The 17,314-nt window shown below is 74.1% G+C and carries 13 protein-coding genes; 6 read left to right on the forward strand and 7 right to left on the reverse strand.

The window, feature by feature from the left end; translation table 11 throughout:
• The first annotated feature begins 4 nt into the window (after positions 1–4).
• Genes KJS59_RS16890 through KJS59_RS16905 form a run of 4 tightly spaced genes read left to right on the forward strand, consistent with a single transcriptional unit; the run spans position 5 to position 2,634 of the window.
• Positions 5–382, forward strand: a complete 378-nt coding sequence (locus KJS59_RS16890; protein WP_213453862.1) for a hypothetical protein — start codon at positions 5–7, stop codon at positions 380–382.
• Positions 379–1,296 (forward strand): hypothetical protein, encoded by a 918-nt coding sequence (locus KJS59_RS16895; protein ID WP_213453863.1) that lies wholly within the window; start codon positions 379–381, stop codon positions 1,294–1,296. The genes KJS59_RS16890 and KJS59_RS16895 overlap by 4 nt, the downstream gene beginning before the upstream one ends.
• 4 nt (positions 1,297–1,300) lie before the next feature.
• On the forward strand, positions 1,301–1,807 hold the full coding sequence (locus tag KJS59_RS16900) for a hypothetical protein (RefSeq protein ID WP_213453864.1): 507 nt from the start codon (positions 1,301–1,303) through the stop codon (positions 1,805–1,807).
• Positions 1,804–2,634: a hypothetical protein gene (locus tag KJS59_RS16905; protein WP_213453865.1), complete on the forward strand. Its 831-nt coding sequence runs from the start codon at positions 1,804–1,806 to the stop codon at positions 2,632–2,634. The genes KJS59_RS16900 and KJS59_RS16905 overlap by 4 nt, the downstream gene beginning before the upstream one ends.
• A gap of 6 nt (positions 2,635–2,640) precedes the next feature.
• Here the strand turns inward: KJS59_RS16905 and KJS59_RS16910 are convergent, their stop codons facing one another.
• From KJS59_RS16910 to cysS, 3 genes are read right to left on the reverse strand one after another with little or no spacing between them, the layout of a single operon-like run.
• Positions 2,641–5,295 carry an Hsp70 family protein gene (locus tag KJS59_RS16910; protein WP_213453866.1) on the reverse strand — a complete coding sequence of 885 codons (2,655 nt, stop codon included), beginning with the start codon at positions 5,293–5,295 and terminating at the stop codon, positions 2,641–2,643.
• Positions 5,296–5,346: 51 nt separating this feature from the next.
• A complete protein-coding gene (rlmB, locus tag KJS59_RS16915) occupies positions 5,347–6,462 on the reverse strand; it encodes a 23S rRNA (guanosine(2251)-2'-O)-methyltransferase RlmB (protein WP_213453867.1) in 1,116 nt (371 codons plus the stop codon).
• Positions 6,452–7,861 carry a cysteine--tRNA ligase gene (gene cysS / locus KJS59_RS16920; protein ID WP_213453868.1) on the reverse strand — a complete coding sequence of 470 codons (1,410 nt, stop codon included), beginning with the start codon at positions 7,859–7,861 and terminating at the stop codon, positions 6,452–6,454. The genes rlmB and cysS overlap by 11 nt, the downstream gene beginning before the upstream one ends.
• Before the next feature lie 33 nt (positions 7,862–7,894).
• On the opposite strand from cysS, the gene KJS59_RS16925 reads away from it, so the two are divergent.
• A complete protein-coding gene (locus tag KJS59_RS16925; protein WP_213453869.1) occupies positions 7,895–8,542 on the forward strand; it encodes an IclR family transcriptional regulator in 648 nt (215 codons plus the stop codon).
• Between the two features lie 25 nt (positions 8,543–8,567).
• Positions 8,568–9,296: a dienelactone hydrolase family protein gene (locus tag KJS59_RS16930; RefSeq protein ID WP_213453870.1), complete on the forward strand. Its 729-nt coding sequence runs from the start codon at positions 8,568–8,570 to the stop codon at positions 9,294–9,296.
• 41 nt (positions 9,297–9,337) lie between these two features.
• Here KJS59_RS16930 and KJS59_RS16935 read toward each other — a convergent pair whose 3' ends face one another.
• From KJS59_RS16935 to KJS59_RS16950, 4 genes are all read right to left on the reverse strand, one after another.
• Positions 9,338–10,726, reverse strand: coding sequence for a class II fumarate hydratase (locus KJS59_RS16935; RefSeq protein WP_376771193.1), 1,389 nt, complete (start codon positions 10,724–10,726; stop codon positions 9,338–9,340).
• A 77-nt stretch (positions 10,727–10,803) separates the two neighbouring features.
• Positions 10,804–13,860 carry an AfsR/SARP family transcriptional regulator gene (locus KJS59_RS16940; RefSeq protein WP_213453872.1) on the reverse strand — a complete coding sequence of 1,019 codons (3,057 nt, stop codon included), beginning with the start codon at positions 13,858–13,860 and terminating at the stop codon, positions 10,804–10,806.
• Between the two features lie 337 nt (positions 13,861–14,197).
• Positions 14,198–15,859 (reverse strand): fumarate hydratase, encoded by a 1,662-nt coding sequence (locus KJS59_RS16945; RefSeq protein ID WP_213453873.1) that lies wholly within the window; start codon positions 15,857–15,859, stop codon positions 14,198–14,200.
• An 11-nt stretch (positions 15,860–15,870) separates the two neighbouring features.
• Entirely contained in the window at positions 15,871–17,277 is a 1,407-nt protein-coding gene (locus KJS59_RS16950) for an outer membrane protein assembly factor BamB family protein (RefSeq protein ID WP_249714319.1), read from the reverse strand.
• Positions 17,278–17,314 lie beyond the last annotated feature (37 nt).

Consider the following 17,314-nt stretch of genomic DNA (forward strand, 5'->3'; position numbering starts at 1 on the left):
CGTAATGGGCAAGACTGGCGAGGCGCTCGCCGCCGACCTCTACCGGCTTCTCGTCGTCGCACGGAATGACCTGCCCAGCGTGGCGGACGCGTACCACGAGTGCGCCAAGCACTCGGGAAGCGCGGGTACCGGCGCCGCGGCGGCCATGACCCGCCCAGTGTACTTCGGCGGCAGGCTCGGTCCGGTACACGACGCATGGGTGGACCTGCACGAAAAAGTGCACAGGCACCTGGCGGTGACAGGGGAGAACCTGGATGACGCAGCCGCCGCCCTCGAACTCGCGGCACGGCAGTACCACGACACCGACGCCACCGCCGGCCAGAAGTTGGACGCGCTGCTGAAGCAGAACGGCGACCCCGCAGGGGAGCGGGGCACGGTATGAGCTACGAGCAGCTCATGGAGCACGCGAACAACATCCGGGCAAAGGCCGTGTGGCGTGCGGTCCAGAAGCACGAGGTGGAGCCGATCTACGCCGCCACCAGTGGCCCGGAGGGCTACTACGCCAACATCCCCGAGTTGTTCCGCCCGTTCTCCGAACTGCCGGACCCGAACGGCTACAGCCCGCTCATCGCCGACTACCGGGTCATCCTGTCCAAGCTGTCCAGCGGAAACCAGGACCAGGACCCGATCGACGGCCATCAGACGTACCTGGCGAACCCGCAACTGGACAAGATGCAGGCGGCGAACAGCAACCTGCTGGACTGGACCGGCCATGCCGCGGTCGCCTTCCGCAGCCGCTTCCTGACCCCGTTCCCGTCCCTGGTGAAGAACCAGTTCATCATCGCGAGCGTGCTCAAAGCCGCACTGGAGGCGCACCAGGCGATGTGGGCCAGCGCACGCCGGGACATCGACGCGCTGGCGGAGACGACGATCAAGGCGCTGGACTCCGATCCCTGCTGCGACCCGACGAAGTGGAGCGTGGAGTTCACGATCGCGGCCTCGATCGCCGCCGTGGCGGCCGTCCCCCTCGCCGCGGTGACCGAGGGCATGAGCGTGCCGCTGACACTGACCGCGGTTGGCGCCGCTGCCCAAGTGGTGGCGGCCAAGCCCCCGGACAGCATCAAGGAGAACAAGTCCGGAAGCACCGCGCTCCAGATCGTCGAGGAGATGAAGAAGGACATCAAGACGATCGAGCAACAGATCACAAAGGCCGAGGAGCGGATCACCATGTCGCTGGCCGCGAACGTCTCCGACATCGGCCGCCATCCGGATCTGTTCGTGGCCGCCCGGCCGGCCCTGGCGAACGCGACCGCCGCCAACGTGCGCAGCGGCGGCTTTCTCGGCGAAGCGCTGTGATGCCATGACCGAGGTCGGGCAGAGCGAGCACGCGCTGCGAGTCGACGCGATCCACCTGCGGGTCCAGGCGGGGCGTGCGGAGATCCGCGCCGACCTGCGGCACCGGGATCAGGTAAGCGTCGCGTTCGGCCCGGGCATCTATCGGTTCCTCAACGAACGCACGCTGGAGGCGCACCTGGCCAATCTCGGGCGGCTGCTGGTGGCGGGGTGGACGCGGGCCTACCTGGAATCCCTGGATGAGGAAATCCGGCAGGCGCAGGGCGTCCACGACCAGCGCGACCGGTCGTACGCGGAGGATCGGAGCCGGATCGCCTCGTACGGCGCCTCGTCTGACGAGAGCGTCATCATCACCGGCCGGGGCATGACTGACATCCGGATATCCATTGAGGACGGCGCCCTGCGCCGGATCGGCGAGCGGGAGTTCGCCGACCGGACCCGCGAGGCGGCCGCCCACCTGATCGGGGACTACATGGACCAGGTCCGCGAGCTTCAGCGCAGGTACTACGGATGAGGCCCCGGGGCCCGTGGCCGCCTGCCGCAGCGGCCCTGCTGGTCCTCGGCACCCTGACCGCCTGCACGTGGACACCTCCGGAGGCGTCGTGCGCACTGCCGTCCAGCGCGCCCACGGCCGCGGCTACGGAAGGCCCGGCCCCGGACGGCAAGTCCGTGAAGGTGGTGCAGCAGGGGTACAGCATCGCCCCGAACAACGAGGTACTGATGGGTGCGATCCTGGCGAACACCAGCACCTTCATCGCCTACCGCACCCGGATCCGATTCCGGCCGTTGGATGCGCAGCACCGGCCGGAGGCCCCCTCGTCGGAGCCGGCGATGGCCTTCCAGGAGATCCCGGTGGTGCTGCCCGGCCAGCGTATCGGCGTGGGCGCGAGGCAGCTGGTGACGCGCAACGACGCGGGTGCGCCGATGCGGGTGACCTCGTTCGAGATCGAGATCGGCCCGATCCATTGGCTGCCGCCCGAGGCGCTGCCCGGCTACCGCCCGGTGACCGCCGCCCTGGTGCGCGTCGAGCGTCCGAGGCCCATGCAGCCGTACTACCGCACGTTCACGTACGACGAGAAGTCGACGAACTGCACGGACCTGACCGACCGGGGCGCCGGGATCGTCCTGCGGAACGGTCACGGCACGATCATTGGGGGCACGCACCCGCTGACGATGGGCAGCAACGCCGGGCGCACCTGCTGGCAGGGTTCGTCGCAGCAGACGGCGCAGCCGCTGCACGAGATCAGGGTGCCGTTCGACGAGGCACGCACGGAAATCTATCCGTACTGCGACGTTGATCGGCCGCCGCACATGGGCGGTTCGGTGGCACCGTTCAACTGACGCGGCTCACCCGGCGTAGCGCCAGATGCGGAACTCGGTGTCGCTCGGGCAGAGGATCACCGACCGGTTCCAGGAGCAGTCGCCGCCCTTGGCCCTGCGCAGCAGCCCCAACTCGACCGGGTCGCCGCCGGACGACACCGCCAGCCCCGCCACGCTCTGGTCCGTTGGGGTGGTCGACAGCGAGGTGGCGAACACGAGGACGTTGCCGCCGTCGATCCGGACCGTGATGCCGGTCCGGTCCATCACCCTGGTGCCCTTGCTGTCGAACAGCAGTGACCGCTGCGGTGTGGCCGCCATGGCGCGGACCAGGACGTGATCGCCGACCGGGGCGAGGCGGTCCATGCCGGCCGCGTCCGCCCGCCAGACCTGGCCGCCGTCACCCGTCGTCTTCAGCGCCGCCAGCTGCGTGGTCTTCTCCTTGTCGGAGGAGACGGCGTCCAGGACGCACAGCCGGTCCTCGCCGCAGGGTGCGAAGTCCACCAGTTCGCGCCGGCCGTCGGTGGCGCGGTAGATGGCGCGCGGGCCGGTCATGGTTTCCAGGTCGTACGAGAGGAACTGGTATCCGGTGCCGGTTGCGGCCACGTAGAGCCGGCCGTCGTACGCCACCAGGTTGTCGTCCGGGTCGGCGACGTTGTCGCGCTCTTCGCGGACCGTGCCCGTTGCGGCGTCGAAGACGCGCACCGACTTGTCCTGGTTCACCTGAACCAGCCTGACGTTGCCCTGGTACTTCGGCGCGTACGCCTTGGTGTTGCCGGCGGGCGCGCCGGTCACCCCGGCGGGCGCGGCGTAATCGGCGGTGGTGTGGACGTACAGGAGCCTCGGCGCACCATACGACTCGGTCTCCACGTCTGGTTCGGAGCGGATGACGGCGCCCGTGGCGGCGTTGAGGAACACCAGTCGTTTACCCGCCCGGTCGTCGCGTACCGCCGTGCCGCCCAGGAACCACAACATGTCGTTGTAGCCGAGCGGGACGCTCCAGCGGTCGCCCTCGCCGCCGCCACGCAGCACCGTGACCGTGGTCGGGGTGGACGACGACCGGTACGGGACGGCCGCCACGCCGTCCTCGAAGCCGATGATGCCGCTCCAGTAGTCGTCGGTGGGCGGGGTGAGCGTGGCGCTCCACCGTTCCTCGCCGCCCGGCAGGGTGATCGAGCGCACCTGGAGCAGATGGCCGTCCTCCTCCCAGGCGACGTACCCGACGTCACCCGAGACGAAGGTCCAGCTGTGGCTGCGGTCGCCGCCCATCTGGACGGTCGCCACCGGGTCCTTCACCGGCTGGAAGGCCAGGGCCGGGTAGGGGTCGCGGAAGGCGACCAGCCAGGTGAGGGAGAGGGCGGCCAGGGCCACCACCACCCCGGCCACGATCCACGGGACCGGGCGCCGGTGGATGGGGCGCCGAGCGGCCGGCGGGGCAGCCGGCGAGACGGGCGGGGGCACGGCCGGCGAGATCGGCGCCGGGACGGCACCCGCACCAACCGGCACGGCGGCGGTTGGCGCGGCGGCGGGCATCGCGGTGGCGAACACCGCGGTCGGGGACGCCGCGGGGAGCGGCACCGGTACCGCCGCGGGTGCGGGCAGTTCGGCGAGGGCCCCCTCGGCGACCGGAAGTTCGGGCTGCTCCAGCACGGTCGGGGCGATCCCCAGCTCGGCGTGGAGCAGCCGGGCCACCAGCGGTACCCGGGACGAGCCGCCGACCAGGAACAACCCGGCGAGCTGACCCGGTTGCAGGCCGCCGGCGGCGATCACGGCGGCCGTCTCGGCGACGCCCCGGCGCAGCAGCGGGGCGATCAGCCCCTCCATCTCGTCCCGGGTCAGGTGGGCGGCCCGCTCCACGCCCGGCACCGCGACCGGGGCGGTGGTCGACCGGGACAGCATCTCCTTCGCGGCGCGGACCTCGTCCCAGAACTGGCGGCGGATCCGCCACTCACCGGTCCCCTCCGGGTGGCTGATCCGGCGCCACACCTGAGGGGCGGAGCCGGCGAGCACGCCACCGAGGTGGTCGACCAGGGCGGCGTCCAGGTCCAGGCCGCCCAGTTCGGCGACGCCACCCGCGCCGGTCACCGCGAACCGGGGGCGCCCGGCCGGGTCCACGCCCTCGTTGCGGACCACCGCCACGTCCAACGTCCCGCCGCCGAAGTCGAAGACGGCGATGCTGGCGCCGACCGGTACCGGGCGCCGCAGCAGGTCGGCGAAGTACCGGGCCGCCGCGACCGGCTCCGGCACCAGGGCCACGGGCGGCCAGCCGGCCCGGGCCACCGCGGCGGTGAGCAGCTCGCGGCGGCGGCCACCCCACGTGGCGGGGTAGGTGAGGACCGCCGGCGGCAGGAAGCCGACCGCCTCCACGGCGGCCCGCGCCACCGCGCCCAGCACCGCCGCGAGCAGGTCGACCGTGGCCACCTCGCGGTCGCCCAGCAGCACGCTCGCCTCGTCCACCCGGCGCTTCGGGTGCGGCTCGTAGCGGGCCGGGTCCGCCTGCGCGAGGCGCTGCGCGTCCCGGCCCAGGTGCCAGTGGCCGGCCGGGTCCAGGTACACGCCGGACGGGGTGACCGGCTGGCCGTCGAACAGCAGCGGCCGGGTCCGGCCGTCCGGCCAGCGCACCACCGCCACCGTGTTCGATGTGCCCAGGTCCACGCCGAGCGCGAAGCCGTGCGGTTCGATCATGCCCTGCCCTCCCGGCCCAGCATGTTACGGGCGCCGGGCTTGGCGGGTGGGTCAGGCGGCCGGTGCGGGCCAACCGGCGGCGGCCCGGCGGCGGGTGATCTCGGCGAGCGTGACCGCGGCGGCGACGCTCGCGTTCAGCGACTCCACCTCCGCCGCCATCGGGATGGACACGCGCAGGTCGCAGGTGCTGCCGACGAGCCGGGACAGGCCCCGGCCCTCCGAGCCGACCACGACCACGACCGGGCCGACCGCGACCTCCAGGTCGTACAGGTCGGTCTCGCCGTCGGCGTCCAGGCCCACCACCACGAAGCCCGCCTGCTGGCACGCCTTGAGGGACCGGGTCAGGTTCGTCACCTGGGCAACCGGCAGCCGGGCCGCGGCGCCGGCGCTGGTGCGCCAGGCGGTGGCGGTGATGCCGGCCGCGCGGCGCTCCGGCACGAACACGCCGTGCGCGCCGAACGCGGCCGCCGAACGGATGACGGCGCCCAGGTTCCGCGGGTCGGTCACCCCGTCCAGCGCCACCAGCAGCGGTGCGGCCTGCTCGCCGGCCGCCGCCAGCAGGTCCTCGAACGGCTCGTACGCGAACGGCGGGACCTGCAACCCGATGCCCTGGTGCAGCACCCCGCCGGTCATCCGGTCCAGTTCGGCGCGGGTCACCTCGAGGATCGCGATGCCCCGGTCGGCGGCGGTCCGCACGCTCTCCGCCACCCGGTCGTCCAAATCGATGCCCTGCGCCACGTACAGCGCCGTGGCCGGCACGTTCGCGCGGAGGCTCTCCAGCACCGGGTTGCGCCCGACGAGCAGCTCCGGCGCGTCCTTGGCCGGCGCGGCCCGGCGCCCGGGTGAGACGCGCGGCCCGCTGCGGGCCGGCGCCGGCCGGCCGCCACCGGTGCCGGCGCGCTTCGAGGTGGTGTCCCGGGTGCCCGGCTTGCCGATCTTCGGCGCGCGGCCCTCGGCCGCCGCGGCCCGGCGCTCCTTCTCCTGCTTCCAGGCGGTGCGCTCGGGCAGCGGCTCGGTGCCCGAGTACCCCTTGTGCCAGGGGCGCTCGTCCGCGGGCAGGGTCCGCCCCTTGCCCTTCAGCCCGGCGCGGTTCTTCCCGCCCGAACCGATCGTCGCGCCCTTCCTGGGCGTGGCGCGCCGACCCCGGCGCTGGGAGTTACCGGCCATCGATCGTCCACCTCGGTCCGTGCGGCGTGTCCTCGACCACGATGCCCGCATATTTGAGTTGGTCGCGCACCGCGTCCGCGGCCGCCCAGTCCTTGCGTGCGCGGGCCTGCGCCCGCTGCTCCAGCGCCAGCCGCACCAGCGAATCGACGGTGGCGTACAGGTCGCCGCCGGCGCCGTCGCCCCGCCACGCCTCGTCCAGCGGGTCCAGCCCGAGGAGGCCCAGCATCGCCCGGACCGCGCCCAGCGCCCCACCGACGCCCGCGTCGTCGGCGGCGTTCAGCGCCGTGTTGCCCTTTCGGACCGCCTCGTGCAGGTACGCGAGGGCGGCCGAGGTGTTCAGGTCGTCGTCCATCGCCTCGACGAAGCCGGGCGGCAACTCGCCGGGGGCGAGCGCACCCACCCGCTCCGCGGCCCGCTGGACGAAGCCCTCCACCCGCCGGTACGCCACGGCGGCCTCGTGCAGCGCCTCGTCCGAGTAGTCGATGCGGGACCGGTAGTGCGGCGCCGCCAGGTAGTAGCGCAGCTCGACCGGGCGGACCCCCTTCGCGGCCACCGCCGGCATGTCGATGACGTTCCCCAGCGACTTGCTCATCTTCGCCTCGCCGAGGTTGAGCAGGCCGTGGTGCACCCAGTACCGGGCGAACGGCAGCCCGGCGGCGCGGGACTGGGCGATCTCGTTCTCGTGGTGCGGGAACACGAGGTCCAGCCCGCCGCCGTGGATGTCGAACTCGGCGCCCAGGTACCGCCGGGCCATCGCGGAGCACTCGATGTGCCAGCCCGGCCGGCCCCGGCCCCACGGGGACGGCCACTCGGCGTCCTCGGGCTCCTCGGGCTTGGCGCCCTTCCACAGCGCGAAGTCGCGCGGGTCGCGCTTGGCCCGCTCCGGGTCCTCCCCGGGGGCCAGCATCTCGGCGCGCTGACCCGACAGGGCGCCGTACTCCGGATACGACGTCACGTCGAAGTACACGTCGCCGGAGCCGTCCGCGGCCGGGTACGCGTGCCCGGCCGCGATGAGCTGCCCGATCAACTCGTGCATCTCCGGGATGTGCCCGGTCGCCCGCGGCTCGTACGTCGGCGGCAGCACGTTCAGCGCCTCGTACACGGCGGCGAGGATGCGCTCGTTCGCGTACGCGATCGACCAGAACGGCCGCCCGCTCTCGACCGCCTTCGCCAGCACCTTGTCGTCGACGTCGGTGATGTTGCGGACGAAGCGCACCGCGTACCCCGAGCGCACCAGCCAGCGGCGCAGCACGTCGTAGTTCACGCCGGAACGAAGGTGGCCGATGTGCGGCGGGGCCTGGACGGTGAGGCCACACAGGTAGACACCGACCTGACCGGGCACACGCGGGACGAAGTCCCGCACCGAGCGGGTCGCGGTGTCGTACAGCCTCAGCGTCACCTTCCCAGGGTAACCGCCGTACCCTGTCCGACTGTGACCGAGCCGGACCGGGTAGCCGAGACGGCGCAGACCCTGGACCGTGGCCTGCGCCTGCTGCGCCTGGTCGCCGAAACGCCGGACGGGCTGACCGTGACCGCGGCCGCCGCCCGCCTCGGCGTCGGACGCGCGGTCGTGTACCGCCTGGTCGGCGCCCTCGTCGCGCACGGCCTGGTACGCCGGGACGACGCCGGGCGGCTGCGCCTGGGCGTGGGCCTGCTGAGCCTGGCCCGGCGGGTCCAGCCGCTGCTGGCCGACGCCGCGCTGCCGCAGCTGCGCCGGCTCGCCGAGCGGGTCGGCGCCACCGCCCACCTGACCGTGGCCGACGGCGCCGAGGCGGTCGCGCTCGCCGTCGTCGAGCCGAGCTGGACCGCCTTCCACGTCGCCTACCGCACCGGCTCCCGCCACCCGATCGAGCGCGGCGCCGCCGGCCAGGCCATCCTCGCCGGCCGCCGCGGCGAGACCGGCTGGACGGTGTCCGCCGGGCAACTCCAGCCCGGCGCGTACGGGGTGGCCGCCCCCGTCGCGGGTATCGAGGGGCTGGAGGCGAGCGTCGGCGTGGTCGCCCTCGCCGAACTGGACCCGTCCGAGGCCGGCCCGGCCGTCGTAGCCGCCGCCGAGACCCTCGCCCGGGTGCTGCGTTGACCCTTCCCGCACGAAGGAGACCGTCATGTGCCACGACACCGACGCCCTGCCGCCCGCACCGCCCGGCCACGGCGCCGTCGCCTCCCGGGAGGAGCCGGTGCTCACCGCCGCGGACGGCAACCGGTTCGCCGCGTACGACGCGGTGCCGGAGCGGCCCACCGGCGCGGGCGTGGTGATCCTGCCCGACATCCGCGGACTGCACCCGTACTACCTGGCGCTGGCGGACCGGTTCGCCGAGGCCGGCGTCCAGGCGGTGGCGATGGATTTCTTCGGCCGCACCGACGGCGCCCGGCGGCGGGACGACTTGTTCGACTACCGGCCCGCCGTCGCCCAGCTCACCCCGGAGCACGTCCACGCGGACGCGGCCGCGTGCGTGGACCGGCTGCGCGAATCGGGCGTCGAGCGGGTCAGCACGGTCGGCTTCTGCTTCGGTGGCGGCCACTCCTGGCGCCTGGCCAGCACCGACCTGGGCATCGACGGCAGCGCCGGCCTCTACGGGCGCGCGGCGCTGCTGGAGGAGGTCGCCGACCGGGTACGCCGACCGCTGCTCATGCTGCTGGCCGGCGCCGACCACACCCCGCCGGAGACGTTCCTCGCCCTCGCCGGCCGGGTGCGAACGGCGGGGGTGAGCGTCGAGACCCACGTGTACGAGGGGGCGCCGCACTCGTTCTTCGACCGTGCGTGCGCCCAGTACCGCGACGCCTGCACCGACGCCTGGCACCGGCTGCTCGCCTTCGCCCGCCCGACCGGCTAGCGCCCGTTGCGGAAGGGTCGGTCGGGCCGCGAAACGGGCAGCTAAGCCGGGCGCGTCATCCGGAGCACGTCCAGGGCCTCGTCGAGCTGCTCGGCGGTGAGTTTGCCCGGCACGTGGCCGCGGTCCAGCACCACCGCCCGGATGGTCCGGTTGCTGGCCAGCGCCTCCTTGGCGACCGCGGCCGCCTCGTCGTACCCGAGGTACCGGTTCAGTGGCGTGACGATCGACGGCGAGCCCTCCGCGTACTCCCGGCACACGTCCTCGTTGGCCGCCATGCCGGCCACGCACCGGTCCGCCAGCAGCCGGGCCGCCGCCGCCAGCAGCCGGATCGACTCCAGCAGGTTGCGGGCCATCACCGGCAGCATCACGGTCAGCTCGAAGTCGCCCTGCGACCCGGCGAACCCGACCGCCGCGTCGTTGCCGATCACCTGCGCGCACACCTGGCGCACCGCCTCGCAGACCACCGGGTTGACCTTCCCCGGCATGATCGACGATCCGGGCTGGAGGTCCGGCAGGCGCACCTCGCGCAGCCCCGCCCGGGGTCCGGAGCCCATCCAGCGGATGTCGTTGGCGATCTTGTACAGCCCGACCGCCACCACCCGCGCCTGCCCGGACGCCTCGACCAGCGCGTCCTGCGCGCCCTGCGCCTCGAAGTGGTTGCGCGCCTCGGTCAGCGGCAGCCCGGTCGCCGCCCGCAGCTTCTCGATCACCCGGGGCGCGAAGCCGGGCGGGGTGTTCACCCCGGTACCGACGGCGGTTCCGCCGAGCGGCAACTCCGCCAGCCGGGGCAGCACGGCCCCGAACCGTTCGACCCCGTACCGCACCTGCGCGGCGTACCCGGAGAACTCCTGCCCCAGCGTGACCGGCGTGGCGTCCATCAGGTGCGTGCGGCCCGCCTTGACCACGGTCCGCCACCGCTCCGCCTTGGCCTCCAGCGCCCCGGCGAGGTGGTCCAGCGCCGGCAGCAGGTCCCCGGTCACGGCCGCGGTGGCCGCCAGGTGGATCGACGAGGGGAACACATCGTTGGACGACTGCGACGCGTTCACGTGGTCGTTCGGGTGGACCGGCCGCCCCAGCTCGCGCCCGGCCAGGGTGGCGATCACCTCGTTCGCGTTCATGTTCGAGGACGTGCCGGAGCCGGTCTGGAACACGTCCACCGGGAACTGGTCGTCGTACCCGCCGTCCGCCACGCGCGCCGCCGCCGCGGCGATCGCCGCGGCCAGGTCGCCGTCGAGCACCCCCAGCTCCGCGTTGACCCGCGCCGCCGCCCCCTTGATCCGTGCCAGTGCGGCGATGTGCGCCGGCTCCAACCCCCGCCCGGAAACCGGGAAGTTCTCCACCGCCCGCTGCGTCTGCGCCCGCCACAGCGCCTCCGCCGGCACCCGCACCTCGCCCATCGTGTCGCGTTCCACGCGGTATTCGTCGCTCACCACCCCATCGTGCCCTTCCCGCCCCGCCTCCGCCCCCGACGCCGCCACTGCGGCCGTGCGCGGATAACCCGGCAGGCTCAGGCCGGCCCGGCCGGGAGGTCGGCGAGGGCGCGCCCGACCGCGTCCCGTTCCGGGAGGCCGAGTTCGGTGAGCAGTTCGACCGCGCGCAGGTAGTAGTTGCGGGCGTGCTCGGGGTCGGCGCTGGCCGTGCAGTGGGCGATACCGGCCAGGGCGAGGGCGATCTGGGTGCGGTGGCCGGCCCGGGCGGCGCGGTCCAGTGCCTCGCGGTGCCGGGCGAGCGCGGCCGCCGGGTCGCCCAGGTCGGCCAGGACGGCGCCGAGGTGGTTGAGGCTCGCGCACTCCCCCGCGCTGTCGGTGCTGCCACGGGTGGCGACCAGGGCCTGGTGGTGGTAGCGCAGGGCGGCCCCCGGATCACCGGCGGCGCGGTGGGCGCGGCCGAGTTCGTTGAGGGTGTCGCCCTCGCCGTACCGCATGCCGTGCTGGCGCTTCATGGCCAGGGCGGCGGTGAGCAGGGCGATGGCGGGGCGGTGGTCGCCGAGCCGGCTGCGGGCCGCGCCGGCGTGCTCCAGGGACTCGGCGCGGGTGAACGAGTCGCCGCGCTGGCGGGTGATGAGCATGATCCGCCGGGCGTACTCCAGCCCGTCCGCGTACCGGCCGGTGAGGATCGAGAGGCGGGCCAGTTCGATGAGGCTGTTCGGCATCGCGGTCAGGTGCGCCGGCACCGGGTCGCGCCGCCACAGCCGCTGGGCCTCCTGGGCGTGCTCGATCGCCTCCGGGTACCGCTCGCCGGCGGTGTAGGCGACCGCGAGGTTCTTGTGGACCCGGGCCTCCCACTCGGTGCTGCGCAGCCTGCGCCACAGGTCGAGGGTGCGGTGCAGGCAGTCGATGCTGTCCTGGGGGCGGCTGAGCCGGAAGTAGCCGGAGGCGAGGTAGTTGAGGCAGACGGCCAGCGCCTGCTCGTCGCCAAGTGCCTCGGCGGCGGCGACCGCCCGGCGCTGGGTTTCGACCAGTTCGTCGATGTGGCCCGAGACGTACAGCGAGCGCCACACCGCCCGGGCGAGCCGCCAGACGTGCTCCAGCAGGTTCCACTCCGCGGCGCAGCGCACGGCGGCGATCAGGTTGCGCCGCTCGGCGGCGAGCCACTCGCGGCCCGAGGTGGCCGCCGCCTTCACCAGGTCGGGGCGGCTCGGCGGGCCGGTCTCGACGCCGCGCTGGCCGGTGTTCTCGATCTCGCGGCGGGCCACGTTCGCGGTGTCGAGGTAGAAGTCGAGCAGGCCGGCGGCGGCCAGCCGGCGATCCGGCTCGCCGTCGGTCGCGGCGACCAGTTGCCTGGCGTACTCGCGCACCAGATCGTGCAGGCGGAACCGGCCGGCGACCGGCTCCTCCACGAGGTGGCCGTCGGCGAGCTCGTCGACCAGGTCCTCGGCCTCGCTGTGGGACAGCCCGGTCAGCGCGGCGACGGCGTACGAGTCGAAGTCCTCGCCCGGGTGCAGGCCGAGCAGCCGGAACATCCGCTGCGCCGCCGGGGTGAGCTGGGCGTACGACAGGTGGAAGGCGCTGGCGACGGTGCGGTGCTCGGCGGCCAGTTCGGGCAGCACGGCGCGGTCGCGGGCGAGCCGGTCGGCCAGGTCGGCGATCCGCCAGCGGGGGCGGTGGGCGAGCCGGGCGCCGGCGAGGCGGATCGCCAGCGGCAGGTACCCGCAGCGCCGGACGACCTCGGCGGCGGCCGCCGGCTCGGCCCGGACCCGGCCCTCCCCGGCGACGGTGGCCAGCAGCCGGACCGCCTCGCCGGCGGACAGCGCCGGCAGCGGCTCCGGCTGCACGCCGTCCAGGCCGAGCAGCCGGCGGCGGCTGGTGACCAGCACCAGCACCCCGGGCGCGGCGGGCAGCAGCGGCGCGACCTGCGCGCTGCTGCCGGCGTTGTCCAGCACCACGAGCAGGCGCCGGGTGGACAGCTCGGCGCGCCAGAGGGCGGCGCGCTCGTCCACGTCGGCGGGTACCCGGTCGCCGGGCACGCCGAGCTGGCGCAGCAGGGTGGTCAGGGCGGTGCCGGGGTCCATCGGGTCCCGCTCGCTGTGCCCGTGCAGGTCGACGAAGAGCTGGCCGTCCGGGTACCGGCCGGCGAGCAGGTGGCCCAGGTGCACGGCGAGGGTGGTTTTGCCGCTGCCGGGCATGCCGTCGATCACCCGCACGACGGGGGTACCGGCCGGGGCGCGCTCGATCGCGTCCAGCAGCCGGGTGACGGCGGCGGCCCGGCCGGTGAAGTCGGTGGCGCCGCGGGGCAGGGTGCGTGGCGGCGGCGGGGGCGGCGGATCGGTGCCCGGGGAGAGCCCGGCCGCCAGGGCCCGGTCGCCGCGCAGGATGCGTTGGTGCAGGTGCTGGAGCGCCGGCCCGGGCTCGATGCCCAGCTCGCCGGCGAGCGCCTGGCGGGCCTGCCGGTACGCCGCGAGCGCGTCACCCGCCCGGCCGGCCCGGTACAGGGCGATCATGAGCAGCGCCCGCAGCCGCTCCCGCAGCGGGTACCGCTCGACCAGGTCAGTCAGCTCGGCGACGACCTCGCGTTCCCGGCCGGCGTTCAGCTCCGCCTCGGCGCAGTCCTCGAGGGCGACGGCGCGCTGCTCGTCCAGGGCGGAGGCGCCCTGGCGGATCAGTCGGCTACCCATGCCGGCCAGGGCCGGGCCGCGCCACAGGTCCAGCGCGGAGCGCAGCAGTTCCCGCGCCTCGTCCCAGCGGGCCGCGGCGGCGGCCTCGCCCGCCTGGCCGACCAGCCGGGCGAACACCTCGCTGTCCAGCTCGTGCGGGGAGACCCGCAGCAGGTAGCCGACCGGGTCGGTGAGGATGGCGTCCTCCGGGATGCCGAGCCGGGCGAACGCGCGGCGCAGCCGGGACACGCAGGTCTGCAACTGGCCGCGGGCGGTGGCGGGCGGGTGGTCGCCCCAGACGGCGTCCACGAGCTGGTCCACGTCGACGACGCGGTTGGGGCGCAGCAGCAGGGCGGCGAGCACGATGCGGTCGCGGGCGGCCGTGATGGCCGGCTCGCCCGCACCCGGCCCGAGGTCCGGCCCGCCGGTGTCGGCGGCCACGGCCAGCGGACCCAGGATCCTGAACCGCATGCCAGCCCCCGGTGACCTCCAGTCAGCCGCAATCTAGCCAACCTGACCATGATCCGCGACCCCCCGCCGAGAGCGGGACGACAGCGAAACGAGACCGCAACCCGACATGATCACCAATGCCGGCCCGAACGGGGGCCGCGCGGCGTCGGGTCGCGGGGTTGCGCGGCGTCCGGCCGCGGGACACGCGGTGTCGCGTCGCGCGGTGGGAGGGCATACGCGGCGGGGCGGGCGGCGTCGAGGTGTCGGACGACGCCGCCATGGCTCCGGCATGGCCAAGGCGACCCTCCAGCCGCCCCGATCCCCGCCGTCCGAAGACCTACCCCACCGGCCGGCAGGGCTAGCGGCGCCCGACCGTGAGCACGGGCTGGCTGGTCGCGGCGAAGAAGTCGTTCCCCTTGTCGTCCACCACGATGAACGCCGGGAAGTCCGCCACCTCGATCTTCCAGACCGCCTCCATGCCCAGTTCGGGGTACTCGAGCACCTCGACCTTCTTGATGCAGTCGCGGGCCAGCCGGGCCGCCGGCCCGCCGATCGACCCGAGGTAGAAGCCGCCGAAGCGCTGGCAGGCGTCGGTCACGCCGCGCGACCGGTTGCCCTTGGCCAGCATGACCAGCGAGCCGCCGGCCTCCTGGAACCGGGCCACGTACGCGTCCATCCGCCCGGCCGTGGTGGGGCCGAACGAACCGGAGGCGTACCCGTCCGGCGTCTTGGCCGGGCCGGCGTAGTAGACGGGGTGGTCGCGCAGGTATTGGGGCATCGGCTCGCCCGCTTCCAGCCGCTCGGCGATCTTCGCGTGGGCGATGTCGCGGGCCACCACGAGCGGCCCGGTCAGCGCGAGGCGGGTCTTCACCGGGTACTTGGACAGCTCCGCCCGGATCTCGTCCATCGGGCGGTTGAGGTCCACCCGGACCACGTCCTCGGCGTCGAGCTGGGCGTCGGTGACGTCCGGCAGGAACCGGGCCGGGTCGGTCTCCAGCCGCTCCAGCCAGACGCCGGACGGGGTGATCTTCGCCACGGCCTGCCGGTCCGCGGAGCACGAGACCGCGATCGCGACCGGGCAGGAGGCACCGTGCCGGGGCAGCCGGACCACCCGCACGTCGTGGCAGAAGTACCGGCCGCCGAACTGGGCGCCGATGCCGAACTGCCGGGTCAGTTCCAGCACCTCGGCCTCCAGGTCCAGGTCCCGGAAGCCGTGCGCCAGCATCGAGCCGGCGGTGGGCAGCCCGTCCAGGTACTTGGCGCTGGCCAGCTTGGCGGTCTTCAGCGCGTGCTCGGCCGACGTACCGCCGATCACGATCGCCAGGTGGTACGGCGGGCAGGCGGCGGTGCCGATCAGGCGCAGCTTCTCCTCCAGGAACCCCATCATCCGCTTCGGGTTCAGCAGCGCCTTGGTCTCCTGGTACAGGTAGGACTTGTTGGCCGAGCCGCCGCCCTTGGCCATGAACAGGAACTTGTACGCGTCCGGCTGGCCGGGGTCCTCGGCGTACAACTCGATCTGGGCCGGCAGGTTCGTGCCGGTGTTGCGCTCCTCCCACATGGTCAGCGGGGCGAGCTGCGAGTACCGCAGGTTGAGCCGGGTGTACGCCTGGTAGACGCCGCGGGCGATGGCCTCCTCGTCGCGGCCGTCGGTGAGCACGTGCCGGCCCCGCTTGCCCAGCACGATGGCGGTGCCGGTGTCCTGGCACATCGGCAGCACCCCGCCGGCCGCGATGTTCGCGTTGCGCAGCAGGTCCAGGGCCACGAACCGGTCGTTCGGGGAGGCCGCCGGGTCGTCGATGATCGACCGCAACTGGGCCAGGTGCGCCGGGCGCAGGTAGTGCGCGATGTCGTGCATCGCCTCGGCGGTCAGCAGGGTCAGGGCCTCGGCGGAGACGGTCAGGAAGCTGCGCCCGCCGGGCCCCCGCTCCACGTCCACCCCGTCGTCGGTGACCAGGCGGTACTCGGTGGAGTCCGGTCCGGTGGGCAGCAGGGGTGCGTAGGAGAACTCGGCGGCGCTCATGACGGAAAAGCCTATGCCACGCCGCCCTCCTTCTTTTCGGGGTCCAGACCGGGTGTGGTGCCGGCCGGCGGGCTGAACGGCTGGGGCAGCGGCGTGCCGGTCGGCGGGGTCGACGACACGACGCCCCCGAAGGCGAGGAACGCGAGCTGCCGCGAGTCGCTGACGATCACCCCGGTCGGGCCCACTGCCCGGATCTTCCCCGAGCTCTTGACGGCGAACAGTTCGCCGCCGCCGCGCCGGTCCAGCGCGACGATCCGGTCCGGGTCCCGGTCGGTGAGGATCGCCGCGTACGGGGTGAGGGCCGCCTCCACCCGGTTCTTGACCGTGCGGCTCCACAGCGGCTGGGACCGCCCGTGCGCGTACCCGGAGACCGTCCGCTTGTCCGGCGAGCGCACCAGCACCGCCGCGTCGTCGAGGGCGAGCACCTCCTCGCCGGGGCCGCCGGACCACATGAGCCGCCCGTCGTAGGCGTCCATCGTGGCCTCGCGCCCGTTCGCGGCGAGCACCGACAGCGCGCTTCCGGCCCCCACGGGCCCTTCGCGCTGGGCGCACCCGGCGGCGGCGGTCTTGAAGTTGTACCCGTCCCGCTGCCACACCTCGACGCCGTTGGCGGCATCGACGGCGCGGGCGGTGTAGTAGCAGTTGCCGGCGGCGGAGGTGGCGGTGATCCGCAGCACCCGCCCGACCACCGCGATCCGCTCGTTGCGCTCCGGCTTGATCTGCGGCAGCACCCGGCCCGACGCGGTGTCCACGACGTACGCGCTGCCGTTGATGGGGAAGCCGAGCAGCTGCGGCATCGGGACCGGGCCGCCGGCGCCGTCGTCGACGCGTGGCGAGCCGACCGCCCGGCTGCCGAGCAGTCCGGGGTTGTCGGCGAACAGCACGAAGCCGATGCCGGGCAGTTCGACGCTCCACAGCGGCGTCGCGCCGCGCGGCTCCCAGGCGCGCAGCGTGCAGTCCTCGGCCCCCTCGCAGTACACGTCGAGCAGCGCGTCGCGGTAGGTCCAGACGGCGCTGGCCCGGGTGTCCTTGCGCAGGACGGTGCCGGTGGTCGGGTCGAGCAGCTCGTACCCCTTGACCAGCAGCTTGCCGACGGCCGCGACCGAGCCGGTGCCCTCGCCGGCGACCGCGGACCAGTCCGCGTCGCGCTGCCACAGCTGGCGCCCGTCGGTCAGCGACCGGGCCTCGACGGCGGTCCGGTGCTCCACGACCACGGCCGATCCGGCGATCGTGACGGTCTTCGGCGGCCCACCCAGGCGCACCTGCCAGGCCGCGGCCGGGGCGGCGATCGGGCCGTCGCGGTTTACCAGCGACCAGAGGGCGGGAAAGGGGTTCCAGGTACCGGTGGCGACGAGCACGGTCAGCACGATGACGCCGGCGACCAGCCAGCCAGAACCACCGGCCCTCCCCTTGGCCATGCGGGGACCGTAGCGGCGTGGGCGCCGGGATGGGGCG

Origin of the sequence: Rhizomonospora bruguierae, from assembly GCF_018397995.1 — a bacterium.
Classification (GTDB): domain Bacteria; phylum Actinomycetota; class Actinomycetes; order Mycobacteriales; family Micromonosporaceae; genus Rhizomonospora; species Rhizomonospora bruguierae.